The following is a 19,238-nucleotide window of genomic DNA, read 5'->3' as shown; positions in this document are numbered from 1 at the left end:
ATTATATTATATATATCAATTTTTGCCACTACTGACTGAAGTATTAGCTGCAGTGTTTAAACTATTAACATTTGTATCTTGACTAGTCTTTTCATTCTTTTTCAGGGTAGATTCAAGAGAAGGAACTTCAAAAGCTATTTCTAACTTTTTGGGGTCATCAGTTTTCAAAACTGTATACTTTGGGGCATCTGGAAAAGTCAAGACAATTCTTGAAGATTTTAGTATATCAGAATCAAAATTTTGAATTCTTACCATGTTTACATAGTTTAACCCCTGAGGATTAAATTGACCTGTCTTAACAGATTTATCTAGAAAGATATTTGGAATATCTATAATAACTTGATCTGGAAATGCATACTGCTTAATATCAGCTTGTGTAAAAGGAACCGTACTTTCTAAAAGAAGCACAACTTTTGTACCATCATTAAATAGTTTCACATTATCGATAAATTGATCTTTCATTAGATTTACTGGTGGATATTCTCCATCAGTAATTTTAACACATCCCGCAGAATTCAAAGGTACTCCAGTAGAACTTGAATTATTATTCTGTGCTCCTGTAGAAGTTGGATTATTAACCGCTTTGACACTCGTATTTTGTTTAGTTTCTTCTTGTTTGTTTGAAGTATTGGTTGGGATTGAAGCAGATGAATTGGACTTAACATTTGTAGAAGCAGCTTTACTAGAATTATTTGTGCTAGTTTGATTATTAGAAGAAAGAGAATTCAAAAGATTATCTACTTCACTGTTCCACTTTTGAAAATCAGCATTAGAACTATCAGTAGATGTAGTATTTTGTGTTTGTATACTACTGGACTTTGTATCTTTAGAACCAAATATTTGTGAAAATATAGAGGCGTTTGCTAAACTAGTAGAAAATAAAGTAAAGGTAAGAAGAAATAGTAGTACCACAAAACCCTTAACTTTATACAATTTAATAAATCCTCCTTTAAGTAATTGTTTAGTTAAAAACCTTAACTATCTATTATTGTAAAAGATTTTACCATACTTTTCTTAAATAAAAGCAGAAAATTTTTAATCTTCTTTTGCCCTTGGATTAAGTAAATTATTTAATTTATATTTAATTTATATTATCAAATTTCTTTAATACTTTCAAAATCTAAAATTTGTAAGATTTTCTAAAACAAATTTTTTTCTAAACCTATAAATTGCCAAATTCTATCAACATGTAATATATTACTCTTAATCAACATTATGTGGATAACACAATTTGGCTTATTTCTTATGAGGATATGATCAAGTTTAACAAGCTAAGCAAACTAGAGGAGTTGTTAAATTATAGAATATTTTTTAGTCTTCTGTTGTTCTTGGATCAAGTAACTTATTTATCACATCAGCTATCAAATTAGAAAGAATTACTAAAACAGAAGAAAAAACAACTATACCCATAATAACAGGATAATCTCTAGCAAATATTGCATTAACACCAAGTCTTCCTATACCCGGCCAGGCAAAAATTGTTTCTATAATGAAAGCCCCACCCAATATGTCAGGAAGAGATAACCCTAAGAGAGTAATTAGGGGTATTATAGCAACCCTTAAAACGTGAAAGACAATCCTTTTTTTTGGTAAACCTTTCGCTATTGCAAACTGAATATATTCTTCTTGGAACACTTCTATTGCTGCATTTCTTTGATACCTCATTACAGAAAAGATAATGCCAAGCGAAATAGTAAGAACTGGAAGAACAAGATGGGCTATGTGATTTGAAAAGAATTCTAAACTAGGATAGGGAATACCTACAGAAACATAGCCATTTACTGGAAACCATTTCAAACTTACAGCAAAAACTCTAATCAAAATAAGCGCAAGAAAGAATGATGGAACAGAAAGTCCAAAAAAGGAAATTATACTTGAAATAATATCAAACTTATATCTAAACAAAGCTGACATAATTCCCCACAAAATGCCAAGCGAAAAACCAATTAAATAAGCAGAACCCATTAATTCAAGAGTTGCAGGCAGGCGCTCCAATATCAAATCCAAAACAGGCCTCGAATCTACAAATGACCTGCCAAAATTTAGAGATAAAACGTTTTTGAACCAGATTAAAAACTGTACATAAATACTCTGGTTCAAACCTAAATTATTTCTGATTCTAACAAGATCTTCTGGCTTTACTCTGGGATCTATCAAAAGAGTGCTAGGATCGCCAGGAGCAAGATGGATAATAAAAAAGCTTACAGCAGAAATTATAAAAACAAGCGCAATAGTTGATAATAATCTCTTGGCAATATACCAAGCCATAACAGGCTCCACGCAAGAAAATTAATTACAAAAATTACAAAAAAGTAACCACTCAATATTTGAAATATTCCTGAATTATATATTTTCCTAAAAGAGCTGACCTTAACATTATTTACAACAACATCAAAATAATTTTTCATAAAGTCTCTACCAGCAAAAAGTGCATTGTTTATTTCCTTCTCACCTGGTTCTGAAGTAGTGATATAAAATTGGATCTTATTGCCCAAAGCCCTCCAGGCAAAAAGTGCAATAACACAAGCCAGGATCGGATTAATATAAATAACCATTACCTGTAAAAGAAGTAATAATATTAATAAGTTTGTGCCACACCTTTTATGAACTCTTGAATAAAAACCTACCGAATGACTAGAAAGAATGTCACCAGATTCAATAGCATGTGCAACTTTATGCTCTGCACCATGTAACTTTGATAGCCCAGTAAATTTTATTAAAAACAAAAAAATTATAAGGGGTAAAACTATAGAAAGAAGTGAAACTGTATAGGGATCAAAATCTACAAAAATATATTTTAATATTTCATAGAAAAAGTCGCCTGCTAAAAACATTATAATTGCAAAGAAAGAAAAGAGACTTCCAGTAAGAAACAGTTTTATATCGCTTATTCCACCTCTTGCAAGAGAGTTTGAGAAAAAAATCCCAAACGGGGTAGATATCCCAGACACCCTTGTCGGCATAGGATAACCGTTTAAAAAGGCCATTACATCCTGATAATACAATATTCCTACAGGAATGTTTCCGTGACCTAACACAACAACAGGTCTTTTATATTTTAGAGACAACTGAAAAAATTTATCTATAGAATCGCTTTCAGAAACAAACATCAAAGGTGATATACTTTTTCTAAGCAAAAGTTCGCTAACCAAATCGTCCCATCCAAAGCCAATAACGTCTTCATTCGATATTGCCCAGTAACCATCGTTTGTATACGTCAAAAAGATTTCACAACCGTGAGTTCTAAAGAACAATATAAGCCTGCCTACAGTATCAAACTGCGAAACAAAATTGATTTTCTTGTAGACAGGCCTTAAATCAGAAATCAAAAGGGTTCGCATCGATAGCTTGAAGATAAATATAAGCCTCTTTTTTCTTTTGGGTTTCAATAAAAGAATTAAAATCTTTCTTTATTTCAATAAACTGATCCCTCTGACACTTCACAGAACTATTTGATGTACCTCCATAAATGTTCCTTGCATTTACTGAGGATACAAAATCAAATTTTTTGTATACGTCAGGATCAATATCTTTAAGAACTTTCTTGACGTCCTCAAAATCCAGCTCAAAAATATTAACGCCTTTCTCCTCAGCTAACCTAACAAGAGATCCTACTCTAGAGTGGGCTTCTCTGAATGGAACACCATTTTTAGCAAGATAATCAGCAATATCTGTAGCAAGCAAACCCTGGTTAAGGCTTTGTTTTATTTTTCCAAAGTTTAAACTTATTTTTAAAACAAACTCAGGCAAAAGTGTAAGAATAGAAGAAACAATATCTAGTGAGCTAAATACAACAGTTTTATCTTCTTGAAGATCTCTGTGGTATCCTATTGAAAGCCCTTTCATAAGCGCTAAAAGCGAAATAAGATTTCCAATAACTATTGAACTCCTTCCCCTTATAAGTTCGAGAAAATCAGGATTTTTTTTCTGTGGCATTATTGATGAACCTGTACAAAATTCATCAGGCAAGCTTACAAAACCATATTCTGAAGTAGAAAAAGTAATAAGATCTTGTGAGAAAGAAGAAAGCTTAATTGAAATCATTGTCAAAACATAAAGGAAATCAAGCGCAAAGTCCCTGGATGAAATCGTTTCCATACTGTTAAAAGTTGGCGCTTCAAAGCCAAGCTTTTTTGCAAGTCTGAACCTATCCAGATTGAATGCGCTCCCAGCAATAGCTGCTGAACCTAAGGGTAACATCTTACAAGATTCATAAACTTCTATTAATTTTTTCACACACTCAAATAAGCCGTATAGATGGGCAAAGACCCAGTGAGAAAAAATAATTGGTTGAGCTTGTTGAGTATGAGTATATGCTGGCATTATTACATCTTCATATTTTTGAGAAATCTCAAGGAGCGAATCAAAGAGATTGTTTAGCTTAGTTAAGATGTTTAGAATTTCAATTCTTAAAAACATCTTAAAGTCTGTTATAACTTGATCGTTCCTGCTTTTTCCTGCATGCATCTTAAAAGCAACCTCGCCAATTCTTTCAGAAAGCAGTCTTTCTATAGCCATGTGAATATCTTCATCCAGACTGGAAAATTCAACATCGTTATTCAAATAAGCCTTGACAAGATCTTTAATGCCAGACTTTATAACTTTAAGCTCCTCTTTAGAAATAAGTCCTATCAAAGAGAGCTCTTCCGAGTACACAGAGTTCAAACATGAATCCTGTAAAAAAAATCTCCTATCGAGTTCTAAAGAAGAACTAAACTCTATAAGTTCTCTTTTAGTATCAGGAAGTCTTCCCTGCCAGGCTCTAAAACTTTTTCCCATGTCCTACCCTATGATAAACCCTGTTTGGCAAACTAAATATGTCTATAAAGCCTACTGCGCTGTTGTGTAAAAATGAGTCGTTTTGACCATAAGTTGCCAGATCATGTTGATACATACTAAAAGGCGAGCTTCTTCCAACCACAGTCAAATTCCCTTTAAAGAGTTTTATTTTTACCTTGCCTGTTACTCTTTCGCTAAAAGAGTCTATAAAAGAGTCAAGAGCTTTCTTTAAAGGCGAAAACCAAAGGCCATCATATATCAAACAAGAATATTTTTCATCAATTAAAGATTTAAAGTGAAACAAGTCCCTTGGCAAAACAAGGGATTCCAGATCTCTGTGCGCCTTTACCAAAACTGTAGCTGCAGGAGCTTCATAAACTTCTCTTGTTTTTATGCCCACCAATCTATTTTCAACCATATCAGAACGACCAACCCCATGAGAACCTGCAATCTTATTAAGTCTTTCTACAAGATCTTCTGGGTTCATCCTATTAGAGTTGAGTCCTACTGGAACATTGTTTTCAAACTCAATTTCAACGTATTCTGGTCTATCAGGTGCCTTTTCAGGAGATACGACTAATTGAAACGCTTCTTCAGGAGGTTCCTTTTCAATATCTTCTATTGGACCAGCTTCTATACTCCTGCCCCACAGATTCAAATCAATAGAAAAGGGACTTTTTTTGCCAACTGGTACTGGAATATTATTTCTTTGAGCATAATCAATTTCTTCTTCTCTTGTCATAACCCATTCTCTCATTGGCGCCCATATCGCAAGGTCTTCTTTAAGGGTTTTTATTGTCAAATCGAATCTTACCTGATCGTTTCCCTTAGCAGTACATCCATGGGATACTGCAGAGGCATTGTTTTCCTTAGCGAGCTTTACAAGGTATGATGCGATCAGCGGTCTGGAGAGAGCCGCAGAAAGATGATAATTGTATTCATAGGTACAATTAGCTCTAAGTGCCTTAAACGCATAATCAGTTAAAAACTCGCGCCTTAAATCTAAAGCAATTGCTTTTATAGCACCAACATTTCTTGCCTTTTCAACAATTGGTTCAATTTCCTCACCCTGCCCGATATCCACTGTGAGGGTTATAACTTCAGAATCGTATTTTTCCTGCAGCCACTTTATAGCTACAGATGTGTCCAATCCACCAGAGTAAGCCAATACTACTTTTTTCTTCACAATGACCTCCTATTTTTGCCTTTTTCCTTTTCGTTTTGATTCTAAACTTCTTTTCAAATCAAGAAGTCTCTCTTCACTTTGCTTTTTAAAGATATTCATTTTGTCTTCAAAACTTATTGCAGCCTGTTTGATCGAAAGTTCAATTTTGCCATCATTTTTGATAGATAATACCTTTACCCTTATTTTGTCACCTTTTTTTATTACCGTATCGACATCTTTTACATAATCATCTGACACCTCTGAAATGTGCACAAGACCTACTTCGCCAGAAGGAAGTTCAACAAAAGCTCCAAATTTTGCCGTTCCAATTACTACACCCTCATAAAATTCCCCGGGCATGATGTGAACCATAAAGTCTTAGCTACCTCCATCTTTTTTTATTATTATTAGTTTCTCGTCTTTATACAAAAAAGAATAGTTTTTCCTCAAATAAAAGTCTAGCCATACTGGATCGTTAAACTGCTTAATTCTTTTATCAAGAACGTTTATTTCATTTTCTAATCTCTTCTTTTTCTCTAAAAAAGAGGCCTTTTCTTTATTTAAAATAGCAACTTTATTCAGTCCATCTATAACCCACAAAGTCAATATAACTAATAGTATTATTAGTATAAAAAACCACAAAGTCCTTAAAGGCCCGTATTTATTAGGCCTTGCTCTAGGTCGAAATCTTGTATCCGAAACCTCTTTTCGGTAATTCATCCTCAACAATTACAGTTACTAACTTTGGGGAAACAATTTCAATTTTATCTCCTACCCTTACGCTATAATCTGGCTTTCCAATCCTTCCATTAACCAGAACAAATCCAGATTCGCACATTTCTTTAGCTATTGCTCTTCTCTTTATCAAACCTGTTACCTTAAGCCACTTATCTAGTCTCAAATTTTTTTGCTTTTTCCCAGTAAAAATCTAGTTTTTCAATGTTGAGATCCGAAATCTTCAAATTATCGTCTCTAATAATCCTTTCCATTAAAGCAAATCTTTTTATAAACTTCAAAGTTGAAAGTCTCAATGCATCTTCTGGATATATATCAAAAAACCTAGCCAAATTTACCACGCTAAAGAGAATATCTCCCATCTCATCTATCATTTTATCTCTATTATTAGAATTTACAGCATTTTTAAATTCATCAATCTCTTCTTTAATTTTTTCAACTATGCCCTCATGGCTGTCCCAATCAAAGCCAACATTTTTAGCTTTTCTTTGGGCCTTGTAAGCCAGTATAAGAGCTGGAAGAGCCGTAGTAAAGCCCGAAAAAATGCTTTCCTCACCAGTATTATTCTTAGACTTTAGTTTCAAATTTTCCCATCTTTTTAACACTTCTTCAGAATCTTTAACACAGACATCCCCAAAAACATGAGGATGTCTGTAAATTAATTTCTTTACTAAGTAGTCTATAACGTCATTAATGTCAAAAACATTTCTTTCAGCCTCCATCTGCGAGTGAAAAACCACTTGCAAAAGCAAATCCCCTAGTTCTTCTTTTAAGGAAGACATATTTTTTTTGTCAATCGCATCTATTACTTCATAGGCTTCTTCAATCAAGTTCGATTTTATGCTTTCGTGCGTTTGCTTTTTGTCCCAGGGACACCCCTTATCCGATCGAAGAATTTTTACAATCTCGATCAGATCAGAAAAGTTATAACGCTCTTTCGACAAAAAATCATCCATATTTTTTACTTTTTTATTTTATTTATTTTTGGGAGTTTTGTTGACCCTGAGAGCTTTGACCTTCACTTTGAGAATTCGTGCTAGGATTCGTTGTTGGCTGCGGCCCCTGAATTGGTTTTCCCTCTCTTGTCTTGTTCAACAAAGAAACCAACCAAAACTTAAACCTCTCCCATGCTGTTATCACTGGGTTATCCATAGGTGCAACTATTGGATTAGGGGTAATCTTTGATTGCTCTTTCTTTTCCTTAAACCACTTTTCCAAACTTTGAGCCTGTTTATTTCTGAGAAGTTGAGCAGTTAATGTGTTCTTAACCTCATCAAATGAGAGCTCCTTTGATGGTCTGGTACCCAGCTTCTCAATTATATGATACCCAAAAGGACTTTTTATTGGTTTAGAGAATTCGTTATCCTTGAGTTCATCTGCTGCCTTAGCTAAATCCGGAACTAGACTTGCTTTTGATATCCAGCCAAGGTCTCCTCCCTTATCTTTTGTAGGTGTATCAATTGAATACTCTTTTGCAAGAGTAGCAAAATCTTTACCCTGCTTAAGTTGCTCATAAATATTATTAGCTTCTTGTTCGGTTTTGACTAAAATATGTCTCAAGTGTATCTGTTCAGGCTGTACAAATTCCTTTTTGTGTTCTTCATAATAAGCCTTTACCTCAGCTTCTGATATGGTAACATTAGAAGTTAATTTCTTAAAGAGTGCTTCAGCAGTCAGTTGTTGCTCAATGATATTTCTCAGCTCGCCCATTGATATTTTTTGTTTAGCTAAAGCCTCATAAAAGTCTTTCTCTGAAGGAAAACTCTTTTTTATTTCATCAATTCTTGCATCTACTTCAGAAGGAGTGATTTTTATATTTTCCTTTTTAGCCTCTTGAGTAATTATCTTATTATCTATCATATGATTTAATACTTGCTTTTTTAACTCAAGGAAAAAAGAAGCCTCCTTCGGATCATAAAGATTTATTCCATATTGCTCATAATAACTAACAGCATCGCCTAAAGTCTTCTCATATTCATATCTTCTTATGGGCTCACCATTAACAGTTGCAACAGGTTGAAATTCAAATAGGGTATATGCACCCGAAACAGCCAAAACAACGATCAACACCCCTAGCCAAAATTTTATGTTCTTTAGAAAACCAAACCCAAATCTTTTACCTTTCTTCACATTTTGTGGGCTCTCTTGTTCTAGATTGCTAATCTCTTTCCTTTTTCTAATCGAAAACAATTTTCTGATTGAAAACAATGAAATTATTACCTCCTCAAAAATTTGCATTAATTATAACAAAAATATAAGAAAAAAAAATAAAACCCCCTCTAAAAAGTGAGGGGGAAATATTTTTATAATCCCTAAATTAGGATTTAAAAGCTTTTTCAAGAGGTGGTGCAATTTGTTTCTTTCTTGACATCACTCCAGGAAGCCACAAAGAATTCCCTTCTGGTTTCTTTCCAAAAGCCTTTTCAATTATCCCTGGATCTCCAGCAAAGAATAGCTCCGATCCTTCTTTCATAATATCTGTTGCAGCAAAGGCTACCATTTCATATCCACCAGAATTCTTTAACTCTTCTATAAACTTAATTATTTCATTCTTTCTATCATAAGCTTCATTGATATCAAGAATTTCAGTCTGGCCAATGCCAACCTTTTTCCCACCAAAATCAAAGTCTTTATAATCTTTCTTAACTACGCTATCAATTGGCTTGCCAATAATGCTGCCCTGCACTTTCTTTATCTCTATACCAAAAGCATTAATATCATCTATGCCAGCAATCTTTGCAAGCTCTTGAGCGATCTTTTTATCTTCTTCTGTTGTTGTTGGCGACTTAAAAATAACAGTATCGGAGAGAAGTGCACTCAACAAAAGACCTGCCAATTTAGGTTTGTCCTTGATCTTGTCCATATAATGCTTGGCCAAAATTGTACAGGTTGAACCAAGAGGTTCATTTAAGATGTAAATTGGGGTGTTGTTTACAAAGTTAAACTTGTGATGGTCGATTATTTCTATAACCATCGATGAATCTTCGCCACAAACCCTTTGTGAAGATTCATTGTGATCCACTAAAACAAGCTTTTTCCCTTCAACGTTTTCAAGTAGTTCAGGTTCTTTAAACCCAAACTTGTTTAAAACAAACTTTGTCTCATCGTTTAGTTCACCTGCTCTTGCGCTATTGTAACCCTTCAATTCAGCATAGACAATAGCAGAGCAAACGCTGTCGGTATCTGGTGCCTTGTGACCAACTACATAAACATCTGACATTAAGTAAATACCCCCTTAAGATATAATTTTGACTTATGGATAGTATAACAAAATTTATATCTAAATTCAACAACCCCCTTTCTTAGGTATTATATTCAGATCAACATTGATACTATCACAAAAGCTCAGCATTGAATTTAATAAATATTTATATATTAAAAAGCTTTTTTTATATGGCAATCAGGAGTTTAGTTCGTTGAACATCCCTTGGAGTTCATCTTCTGTTTTTTTTAACTTACTTTTACAAAGATTTACTAAAAACAAAGCCCTTTTCACAATATTAGAGAGCTCATCCATATCAATCTCGTCAGATTCAATCTTTTGAATAATAGAATTCAATTCATCTAAAGCTTCTTTATAACTTAATTCTTCACTCATCGGTTTTTACCTTCCTTTCTACTGTACTAAAAAGGTCAAAGTTTAAAAAATGCGTCAAAATATTTGAGCCTTCTTTAACATCCTCATAATTTTTAATTGTTTTCCCATTTAGGGTTGTAATAGAAAAACCTCTTTTCAAGATTTCTCTGGGATCCTTTAACCTTATTTCCTTTTCAAAATTCGTAACCAAATTTTTATTTTCTTGAAGCTTTGCAAAAGCTTCGTTCTTTAACCTATATTCCTTTCCTTGTAAAAATGAATACTCATTTCTTACTTTTTCATTTAGTTTCGAAAAGATATTGAAAAGAATTTTGTCGTTCTTTCTTTTTTCTTGACCAATTCTTCTCAAAAAGTCAGGAAAAATTCTATTACCTATATAGTTAATACTTGATTTTGAAACGCTCAAACTTTCAAGTGCCTTTTCTTTGATTCTGATAGATATCCTTTCTACTATTTTTGTTTCTTTGTCTACTTTTTCAGAACTCAAACTAAATATCTTATAGAGTCTGTCTTTAAGATCGTTTTCAAAGTCTTCTACCCTATTTATCAAAAAGTGCGCTACAGCAGTAGGATTTTTAAATCCTTCATAGGCAACAAAATCTAAAATTGTTTTATCTCTGTCGTGTCCGATTCCTACAAGAACTGGAATAGGAAATTTTGCAATCTTTTTTGCCAGATTATAACTGTTGAAACAATCTAGCTCTCCTACCGATCCTCCTCCTCTCACAATAACTACCACCTCAAAATTTCTGTATTCTGCTATAGCATCCAACGATCTTATTATTGAACTTTCAACATCCTTACCCTGCATCACAGATGGAAATAGCTTAACGTTAAAAGCATATCCCTTTTCGTTATAAATAAGATGTCTTATAAAGTCTTCGTAACCAGCCGCACTCTCAGATGAGATAAGCGCAATATTTTGGGGAGCAATTGAAAGTTCAAGAGCTTTGTTCAACTCAAGCAAACCTTCATTCTTAAGTTTACTTAGTATATTATTCTTTTTTAATTGCATTTCACCAATTGTATATGACGGATCTATGTTTAAAATATTCAAAGTCAAACCATAGGATGGATGATACAAAACTTTTACCTTCGCAAGAATCTTCATCCCCTCTGAAAGCTTCTCGCCCACTATCGTTTCAAAAACATCTATTATAAATTTCTTATCATTCCAAATAAGAGCACGATTTTTGGCAATTATTTGATCATCTTTTTTTTCTATTAACTCAATACTCACAAAACCGCTAGCATTATAAACTATTCTTGATATTTCAGCAGTCAAAAGTATATCACTCTCAAAATTATCTTTAATGACGTTTTGTATCAAAAGATTAAGTTCATATAAGGTAAGGAACCTATTATTGTTCATTAAAAAACCTCGCTATTTTTTTAATAATTTTATAACAATTGTGTTAAAATTAAATCGTTCATTTAGATAATTGCGGGGTGACGAATTGAAAACGATGTCAAACTTTATTCCAAAAAATGTTAGAAGTATCAAAAAAAACCTTAGCGTTCCAGAACTAATAGAAATAGCCATAAAGAATGGTGAGGGGGTATTAACCAGCAAGGGTTCTCTTTGTGTTAGAACGGGTAAGTTTACAGGAAGGTCGCCAAATGATAGATTTATAGTTTATGACGATATATCTAAAGATACTGTAGATTGGGGAAAAATAAACCTACCTCTACCAGAAGAAAACTACAAAATTATAAAGTCAAAAGCTTTAGCTTACATGCAAAATAAAGATATTTTAGAGTTTAGCGGCTGTGTAGGATCAGATCCAGATTATCAGTTTAACGTTCGCGTTTTTTGTGAATATGCATTTTCAGCCCTTTTTTCAAAATTTTTGTTTATAAACAGTGAAAACAAGATAACGAAAAATTCTTTCACAATGTTCGTCTTGCCAGGCTTTTCTGTAGACCCAGAAACAGACAAAACCAATTCCGACGCAGCAATAATTCTTAACCTAAAAGAAAAAACAATAATAATTTCTGGAAGTATGTATTGCGGTGAAATAAAAAAGGCAATATTTACTTGTATGAACTATTTTTTGCCAGAAAAAGAAGTTCTTCCAATGCATTGCAGCGCAAATATTGGGAAAAACAACGACGTAGCACTTTTTTTTGGACTTTCAGGCACAGGAAAAACTACCCTATCTAACGATCCAGAAAGAAGGTTAATCGGTGACGATGAACATGGATGGTCTGAAAACGGAATTTTCAATTTTGAAGGTGGTTGTTATGCAAAGTGCATTAACCTATCTCGTGAAAACGAACCTATAATCTACAACTCAATCAAATTTGGCAGTTTATTGGAAAACGTAATCCTTACCAAAGATAGAACTCCAGACTACACAGATTCGTCTATTACAGAAAATACAAGGGCTGCATATCCCATGAAAGCAGTCAGTATAGCTCACGATAAACTATATGGTCCACATCCAAAATGTATTGTTTTTCTCACAGCAGACGCTTTCGGTGTTATGCCGCCAGTTGCAAAATTAAGCCCCCAAGATGCTAGAGATTACTTCCTGTGCGGTTATACTAGCAAATTGGCTGGAACAGAAAGAGGAATAATTGAACCTCAAGCTACCTTTTCATATTGCTTTGGAGCTCCCTTTATGCCAAGAAAACCAATAGAGTATGCCTCACTTTTGGAAAGAAAAATAAAAGAGCAAAATGTGAGAATATACCTTTTGAATACTGGCTGGATTGGTGGATCGTTTGGCATTGGAAAAAGAATAGATATCAAAACCACAAGAAGAATAGTAAAACATATAATCGAAGGAACAATTGAAAACTCAAAATTTATAAAAGACAAATATTTTGGACTTACTATACCAGAATATCTCGAAGGTATCCCAGCAGAAATCTTAAATCCAATAAACTCTTGGGAAAACAAAGACGAATATGCAAAAAAGGCTCTTGAATTAGCCAAAAAGATTGAAAGTCAGATCAAAAAACACAAAGAATAGACAAGGCATAACTTTTTTCGAAGTTATAATTACTATACTAATTGTTTCTATTTGTCTATTTTCTTTATTACCAGCATACATAGAGAACATTATATTAAATTGGCAATTAGAAAATCAGGCCGATTTAATTGCCGAAGATCTAAGGATTATAAGAAATTCGGCTTTCAACGGAGAAACTAATAATTCAATTTTATTTGATATCGGTCAAAATTCATATTATATCTTTTCCAATAATGGCAAACAATCCTCAAAATTTGATCTTCCAAACAAAATAACCTTTAAGAATGCCTATTGTGGATCATCTAATAGATGTAGTTTTAGTATCCATGGAGTTCCTAATGAAGGCGGCGGAAAAATTTCTCTGTTATGCAAACAGATTAACAAAGAAATAGATATTATAATAGGTACTGCTACAGGAAGAATATGGATTAATAAAAACATTAATTAATTTCAATTGATACTGTAGGCAACCACATAACAGGGATTTTCCAGATGTGAATCACAGAGTTCTCAACGGAGAGTTGCTTTGTATTTATGTTGTATGAAATCTTATTAGCAGTAAATGGGCTTCCAAGTGCCACTCCATCTATATCCTGCAAATTTAAAACCATTCCAGAAGAAGTTCTTTCAAGATCTGCATCCTTTCCAAGAAAGAAGAAATCTCTTCCCTCTACAAGAACTTCGCCCCTTGCATGGGCTGTTTTTTCAAAAGGGTTATATTCAATCTCTTTTGTATATAGATTAAAGTCCTTATCGCTGATGTGAACGTTATTGTCTAAAATTACATTAGTCTTTTTAAAAGAAATCAGATCGCTAAGATCTAATTTTCCCAGTCCCCCACCCCCACTATCAACTTTTAAACCATCAAAGTTGAAGTTAAAGATACTTTTAGGTGTTAATTGTTTCTTTTCCAGATCAAAAGTATGTCTTTTGTTAGAAACCTCAAGATTGTTCAAATAAAAAACACCTACAAAAGTTGCAAAAAAAAGCGCTACTATTAAAAAGAAATTTTTGTTTAAAAACCACAAGAGCTACAATCTCCTCCAGAACACCCTGCGCAAGAAGAGCTAGAAGCAGTTGAACTAATATCAATCGAGTTATCGCTATTACTGGATGATTTTGGCCTTGATACCATAGGTCTTGAAATTACTCTCTTTACATTTGAAGAACCACACTTCGGACAACTTGCTGCCTCATCCTTTTTATCAACGCTTCTTAATAGAGTGAACACATTATTACAATCGCCGCACTTATACTCATAAAAAGGCATTATGAAAACCTCCTATCAATAATTTTTTTCATAGAATTTACTTCTTAAAGATTCGTAAAAAGAGTCATCAAATAGATCAACAGGGCCAAAAAGTTTTCCATTTTGGAGAGTGAAACCCACAGCCAATGACTTGGGAAAAGCTAAAGCGTTAGATGAATCATAGAAAGTCACAGGCAAAGTATTTTCAACTAAAGCTCTTAAAATAAGGTTTATATGAAAAAATGGCTCAGACACCCTCCACAAGGAAACGCTTCCATCTTCAAGAGATGCCATCACGGGCTCAGAATTTTGACTCTCAATTGATTGAACAAAAAATTTTAAATTCGATTTCTTCATATCCTTTACTAATTTAAAAAGATCTTTAAATTGAATATAAGATTTCAAGCGCTCATTAAATTGCAAATTGATGGTATATAGTTTAGAAATATCAGCTTTAAAGATATTCACATTTGTAAAAGGATCGAACAATAGCTTCAATATTGCTATATTGTGAGATACAACTTCAACATTAGTTGAAAAGAATATTAATATACCCTCATTTTTTCTTTCTGTGAAAAAGAAATTTTTAAATTGTTTAATGCTAGATTTTTCAAGCGTAAAATTAAAATCAGCCTTTTCTATATTTTCTATTACACTGTACAAAATCTTATCAATGTCATTGGCTTCTTTGAACCTTTCGGCATCCGTAACCACTATTATTAAAACTTTGTTCGCAAGAGCCAATACGTTGTAGTCAAGAACTTCATTTTCACTAACTAAATTTGAGAAAAAGCACTCCAACTTCTCAACCACTACAGGATGCACGCTTATGTTATCAACATAACCTGACACGTCAAACTTAAGGATGTCTAACCTAATTTTCAAGAGAAACTCCTGCCTTATTTTTAAATAAATTTTCTAATTTCATCTTAACAACTAAATTTTACTTTCCTACATTGTATCTGGTTATACCTTGAGGACCACCAATCCATAGGGTATTGCCATATACTGCAAGAGCTTTGATATCGTTATCTAACAAGCCATCCGCTTTTGTAATCTTTCCAAAATCGCCTGTAGCTTCGTTATAGGTCAATACGCCTTTAGGACTCATCATATATAGCTTACCATTTTGGTAAGCAAAGCCATATATTGAGTCTGAATAGATTTTTGGCACATAATAATCTTGAAATTTGTTGCCCTTACTGATGTAGTGAACTACACCATATCCCGTTATGAGAGTGGACTGATCCTGAAACACGCTAAACCATGCCCCGTCATCGGTTACTATGCCCTTTTCTATCCATGGATAAGAGGTTATCCCCGGCGGATAATCAGCAGGCAGATAGTTTATCCACTTATGAGTTTTCTTATCATAAATATTCAAAGCACAAGAAATGTTTAAACCCAGCATATTAGTTTCTCTGGAAACAGCATAAATTCTGTCTTTATCACCAAGTATTAGGGTAAAAGCACCCATTATTAAATGATTCTTTTCCGAATAAGTAATAATCTTGTTTGTCTTAAGGTCTAGCATATAAAGTCCCTTTTCGGTTCCAACCCAAAGATCATTAGAATCCCTGTAAATGCTAAGAACCGAACTAAAAGCGTGGTATTCCTTTTCTGGGAAAGAGGAAACTAACTTTGGTCCTTTAAGATCCCAGAGTTCAATTCCATTCTTTCCGCCAAGCCAAAAGTAAGAATCGCCTTGATAGTACACAGTACTGTATTCAAATTTTGTATCTAGACCTACCCACTTTTTGTCTTTCAAGTACATAATTTTTCTATCGTTATCACCTTTTTTGAAGAGGGCATAGACGTTTTTGTTATCAAAATAAAATTTTTCAACCTCATATCCCAAAGGATATCCGTCGTTGTAAGGTATAACTTTCGTAGCAGATTCTATTAAAAAGATTCCAAAGCTTGTAGCAGCCCAGACGTCGTTGTCATCTTGAATACCTAGAGCTTTAATATCTTTTAACTTATCAAAAGTTATAATAGAGCCAGGTGCTTGCTTGGTTAGAGCCACAAAGTAACCTATAACCCAACCCTCTGAATTATCCTGAAATTTTACTTTATACCAATCTCCCTGCTTTTCTACCGATTGAATGGGTGTAGTCTGGTTAATTATTTTGATGATCTTAAAACTTGTACCAGGACCATCCCTTACTGGTATATTATTTCCTACAAGATTCCCATCAGGAGTAAAAGCAGCTGCATATGCACTAGAAACCAAAAATACCCACAATGCTAAAAATAGAATAATCCTTTTAATATTGATCATGTTAGTCATCTTCTGTCCTTTCTATTTCTTATTTCATGAATAATTTCAAGGGCAGCAATTGCGCCCTCTCCTACAGCAGTAGAAACCTGATAAGGTTCACCGGTGCAATCGCCAGCGGCATATATTCCTGGGATGTTAGTCTTCATTGATCTGTCTACCACAATCGATTTTGTCTTTTCGTTAATTTCTAACCCTAAAAATCTAGCTATGTCAAGCGACCCCATATTTCCCAAAGCAAAGAAAACGCCGTCGGTAGTTATCTTACTTCCATCATCCAGCAAAACTCCTGTAACTTTTTCTCCATCGCCAAGCACTTCAATTGCCTTTCCCGTTCTCAATTCAACGTTATTTTGTTTCAGCTTATTCAGAAAGTTTTCAGAGATCTCAAAATCCTTTGCATGAGAAATCAAAGTTATTTTCGAAGCGAATTCAACAAGGTCAAGAGTTTCTCTTGCAGCTAAATCTTTGTTGCCTATCACCACTACAGGCCTATCTTTATAAAAAAACCCATCACAAGTGCTGCAGTAAGAAACTCCTTTTCCAATATACTCTACTTCATTTTTTACCCCAGAGGGCTTTACGTTCAAGCCCAGTGCCAGAATCAAATAATCAGCCTCAAAACGATTTTCTTTGTTAGTTTCAACGTAGTAACCGCCATTTTCAGAATAGTTAGCCGCAATAACTTCTTCTTCTAAAATTATTGCGCCAAATTTTTTTGCTTGAGCCACAGACCTTTCTTTAAATTCTTTACCAGAAATTCCCTCAGGAAATCCCAGATAGTTTTCAATGTTGTGAGCCCAAGAAGCCCTTGAGCCATCAGGCAAACCTATCACAAGAGATGAAATATTAGCTCTCGCTATATAAACCGCAGCAGATAAACCAGCAGGTCCTGCTCCCAAAATAATTACATCATATCTCAACTTTTATACCTCCAAAAATGATTTAATCATTATAAACCATTGTTGCAGATAATATAAAATAATACAATTAGAAGTTCTATCTAGGCAAATAATTTAGAGGGTTTACATATCTTCCGTCAACTTTTACTTCAAAGAGCACGTGTGGTCCTGTAGACCAACCAGTGCTACCAGCATAAGCTATTACTTGACCCTGACTAACTCTTTGCCCCACAGAGACAACTATTGAGCTATTATGTGAATAGGAAGTACTAATGCCATCTCCATGATTAATGGTAACAATTTCACCATAACCGTGTTCCCAACCAGCATAGGTAACTATTCCCCTATCTGCAGCCCTAACTGGAGTACCATAGGGCACTCCAATATCAATTCCTGTATGAAACTCGGGAGTACCGAAAATTGGATGAATTCTCCAACCAAAGCCAGAAGTAATAGGACCATCTACAGGCCATATAAAGTTACCAGGAAATCCTCTACCTCTATAAGATAGAGCAATACGTTCATATCCATTGTTGCTACTGTCTGAAGTCCACTTATTTACTACTTCAGACACTACATCAAGCCCAGGTATAAATATATCCTGCCCTATCTGAAGTTCTTGAGGATTGGGTATATTATTGGACTTCAAAATTCTTTCCTGACTAACTCCATATATTTCACAGATCTCACTCAACGTGTCTCCGGGTTGAACAGTGTAAATAACGCCGTTCATGTTAGGAATTTTTAACTTTTGACCAATTTTAAGATAGCTTTCATCCTTAATACCATTCAGCAACTTAATAGTCTGATAACTAATGCTGAACTTTTGAGCTATGCTTTCAAGTGTATCTCCTGGCTGAACAGTGTAATCCTGAATCTGAAATTTTGGTTCACTTGAAACCTTTTTGACATCTTCTTTAGAAACATTTTGAACAGGATAAATTGAAAAATTAGCGTTTTTTGGATTTAAATTAGCACTATTTGTAATTATTAACCCCCCTACAATCAGAGGAATAATGGGAAAAAAGTAGCAAATTTCTTTTTTGTATCTCACTAAAAATTGCTTGATAGAGCCTAATTTAAATTTTTTAAAAAAATTACCCAATAAAATCACCTCTCAAAGTCAAATTTTTAATTTGATTAAAAATTTATGATATAATCAAATACGTTGTGCCCGTAGCTCAGTTGGATAGAGCGTTGGACTACGAATCCAAAGGTCACAGGTTCGAATCCTGTCGGGCACGCCACTTAAAGACTTCAATCACCTTTAAAAGTACAATCATATCTTTTACCTCCTAAAAAAGATCCTTACCCTTTACCCCTTTTAAAACTCATTAGAAAAATAAATTAATTTCATTAGATTTAAATTAAATTAGATCTCAAACAACTTCAAAAGTATAGTTATTTAAGAGAAATATGTCAAACATTTTTGTCGTATAAACTATTTATATTATCCTTTTCTAAAAAAATTGTAAAAAAAAATAAGCAAATTAAAGGATAAATTGAAAAACAAAATTAGATAAAATTTGTAACAGAAGCAATTCAGTTATCTTT

The 19,238-nt window shown here is 33.7% G+C and carries 21 protein-coding genes and 1 tRNA gene; 3 read left to right on the top strand and 19 right to left on the bottom strand.

Features of this window, described 5'->3' with window-relative positions; translation table 11 throughout:
- Positions 1–15: 15 nt before the first annotated feature.
- The 13 genes from THENA_RS02470 to xseA form a co-directional block, all read right to left on the bottom strand.
- The gene (locus THENA_RS02470; protein WP_013755857.1) at positions 16–933 is read right to left on the bottom strand and encodes an AMIN domain-containing protein; all 918 of its coding nucleotides are present in this window, start codon (positions 931–933) and stop codon (positions 16–18) included.
- A 378-nt stretch (positions 934–1,311) separates the two neighbouring features.
- On the bottom strand, positions 1,312–2,268 hold the full coding sequence (locus THENA_RS02465; RefSeq protein ID WP_013755856.1) for an ABC transporter permease: 957 nt from the start codon (positions 2,266–2,268) through the stop codon (positions 1,312–1,314).
- The gene (locus THENA_RS02460; protein ID WP_013755855.1) at positions 2,214–3,341 is read right to left on the bottom strand and encodes a DUF1385 domain-containing protein; all 1,128 of its coding nucleotides are present in this window, start codon (positions 3,339–3,341) and stop codon (positions 2,214–2,216) included. The genes THENA_RS02465 and THENA_RS02460 overlap by 55 nt, the downstream gene beginning before the upstream one ends.
- The gene (gene argH / locus THENA_RS02455) at positions 3,319–4,779 is read right to left on the bottom strand and encodes an argininosuccinate lyase (RefSeq protein ID WP_013755854.1); all 1,461 of its coding nucleotides are present in this window, start codon (positions 4,777–4,779) and stop codon (positions 3,319–3,321) included. Before argH ends, THENA_RS02460 begins: the two co-directional genes overlap by 23 nt.
- Positions 4,763–5,965, bottom strand: coding sequence for an argininosuccinate synthase (locus tag THENA_RS02450; RefSeq protein WP_013755853.1), 1,203 nt, complete (start codon positions 5,963–5,965; stop codon positions 4,763–4,765). Before THENA_RS02450 ends, argH begins: the two co-directional genes overlap by 17 nt.
- Positions 5,966–5,974: 9 nt before the next feature.
- Entirely contained in the window at positions 5,975–6,316 is a 342-nt protein-coding gene (locus THENA_RS02445) for a S1 RNA-binding domain-containing protein (RefSeq protein ID WP_013755852.1), read from the bottom strand.
- A 6-nt stretch (positions 6,317–6,322) separates the two neighbouring features.
- Positions 6,323–6,586 (bottom strand): hypothetical protein, encoded by a 264-nt coding sequence (locus THENA_RS02440; RefSeq protein ID WP_041437908.1) that lies wholly within the window; start codon positions 6,584–6,586, stop codon positions 6,323–6,325.
- A 34-nt stretch (positions 6,587–6,620) separates the two neighbouring features.
- On the bottom strand, positions 6,621–6,845 hold the full coding sequence (locus THENA_RS02435) for a S4 domain-containing protein (RefSeq protein WP_013755850.1): 225 nt from the start codon (positions 6,843–6,845) through the stop codon (positions 6,621–6,623).
- Positions 6,832–7,635 (bottom strand): nucleoside triphosphate pyrophosphohydrolase, encoded by an 804-nt coding sequence (gene mazG / locus THENA_RS02430; protein ID WP_013755849.1) that lies wholly within the window; start codon positions 7,633–7,635, stop codon positions 6,832–6,834. The genes THENA_RS02435 and mazG overlap by 14 nt, the downstream gene beginning before the upstream one ends.
- Positions 7,636–7,657: 22 nt before the next feature.
- Positions 7,658–8,887, bottom strand: a complete 1,230-nt coding sequence (locus THENA_RS02425) for a peptidyl-prolyl cis-trans isomerase (RefSeq protein ID WP_013755848.1) — start codon at positions 8,885–8,887, stop codon at positions 7,658–7,660.
- 109 nt (positions 8,888–8,996) lie between these two features.
- Positions 8,997–9,899, bottom strand: coding sequence for a manganese-dependent inorganic pyrophosphatase (locus THENA_RS02420; RefSeq protein ID WP_013755847.1), 903 nt, complete (start codon positions 9,897–9,899; stop codon positions 8,997–8,999).
- A gap of 180 nt (positions 9,900–10,079) precedes the next feature.
- Complete coding sequence (gene xseB, locus THENA_RS02415; protein ID WP_013755846.1) at positions 10,080–10,277, bottom strand: exodeoxyribonuclease VII small subunit; 198 nt, start codon at positions 10,275–10,277, stop codon at positions 10,080–10,082.
- Positions 10,270–11,649 carry an exodeoxyribonuclease VII large subunit gene (xseA, locus tag THENA_RS02410; RefSeq protein WP_013755845.1) on the bottom strand — a complete coding sequence of 460 codons (1,380 nt, stop codon included), beginning with the start codon at positions 11,647–11,649 and terminating at the stop codon, positions 10,270–10,272. The genes xseB and xseA overlap by 8 nt, the downstream gene beginning before the upstream one ends.
- 94 nt (positions 11,650–11,743) lie before the next feature.
- On the opposite strand from xseA, the gene pckA reads away from it, so the two are divergent.
- Both pckA and THENA_RS02400 read left to right on the top strand, forming a co-directional pair.
- The gene (gene pckA / locus THENA_RS02405) at positions 11,744–13,255 is read left to right on the top strand and encodes a phosphoenolpyruvate carboxykinase (ATP) (RefSeq protein WP_041438259.1); all 1,512 of its coding nucleotides are present in this window, start codon (positions 11,744–11,746) and stop codon (positions 13,253–13,255) included.
- Complete coding sequence (locus tag THENA_RS02400) at positions 13,224–13,703, top strand: hypothetical protein (RefSeq protein ID WP_013755843.1); 480 nt, start codon at positions 13,224–13,226, stop codon at positions 13,701–13,703. The genes pckA and THENA_RS02400 overlap by 32 nt, the downstream gene beginning before the upstream one ends.
- Here the strand turns inward: THENA_RS02400 and THENA_RS02395 are convergent.
- From THENA_RS02395 to THENA_RS02370, 6 genes are all read right to left on the bottom strand, one after another.
- Positions 13,696–14,283 (bottom strand): hypothetical protein, encoded by a 588-nt coding sequence (locus THENA_RS02395; RefSeq protein ID WP_013755842.1) that lies wholly within the window; start codon positions 14,281–14,283, stop codon positions 13,696–13,698. The two genes, THENA_RS02400 and THENA_RS02395, sit on opposite strands and share 8 nt — an antisense overlap.
- On the bottom strand, positions 14,271–14,525 hold the full coding sequence (locus tag THENA_RS02390; protein WP_013755841.1) for an FmdB family zinc ribbon protein: 255 nt from the start codon (positions 14,523–14,525) through the stop codon (positions 14,271–14,273). Before THENA_RS02390 ends, THENA_RS02395 begins: the two co-directional genes overlap by 13 nt.
- Positions 14,526–14,540: 15 nt before the next feature.
- On the bottom strand, positions 14,541–15,389 hold the full coding sequence (locus THENA_RS02385; RefSeq protein ID WP_013755840.1) for a fructose 1,6-bisphosphatase: 849 nt from the start codon (positions 15,387–15,389) through the stop codon (positions 14,541–14,543).
- Between the two features lie 58 nt (positions 15,390–15,447).
- Positions 15,448–16,794 carry an SH3 domain-containing protein gene (locus THENA_RS02380; protein ID WP_013755839.1) on the bottom strand — a complete coding sequence of 449 codons (1,347 nt, stop codon included), beginning with the start codon at positions 16,792–16,794 and terminating at the stop codon, positions 15,448–15,450.
- Entirely contained in the window at positions 16,791–17,705 is a 915-nt protein-coding gene (locus THENA_RS02375; protein ID WP_013755838.1) for an NAD(P)/FAD-dependent oxidoreductase, read from the bottom strand. Before THENA_RS02375 ends, THENA_RS02380 begins: the two co-directional genes overlap by 4 nt.
- A 76-nt stretch (positions 17,706–17,781) precedes the next feature.
- A complete protein-coding gene (locus THENA_RS02370; protein ID WP_013755837.1) occupies positions 17,782–18,789 on the bottom strand; it encodes a M23 family metallopeptidase in 1,008 nt (335 codons plus the stop codon).
- Between the two features lie 65 nt (positions 18,790–18,854).
- On the opposite strand from THENA_RS02370, the gene THENA_RS02365 reads away from it, so the two are divergent.
- Positions 18,855–18,931 (top strand) — tRNA-Arg (locus THENA_RS02365).
- Positions 18,932–19,238: the final 307 nt, after the last annotated feature.

This window comes from Thermodesulfobium narugense DSM 14796, assembly GCF_000212395.1.
In the GTDB taxonomy this organism is placed as follows: Bacteria; Thermodesulfobiota; Thermodesulfobiia; order Thermodesulfobiales; family Thermodesulfobiaceae; genus Thermodesulfobium; species Thermodesulfobium narugense.
Note: the sequence above shows the minus strand (reverse complement) of the source record. Positions and strands in the feature narration are given on the sequence as shown.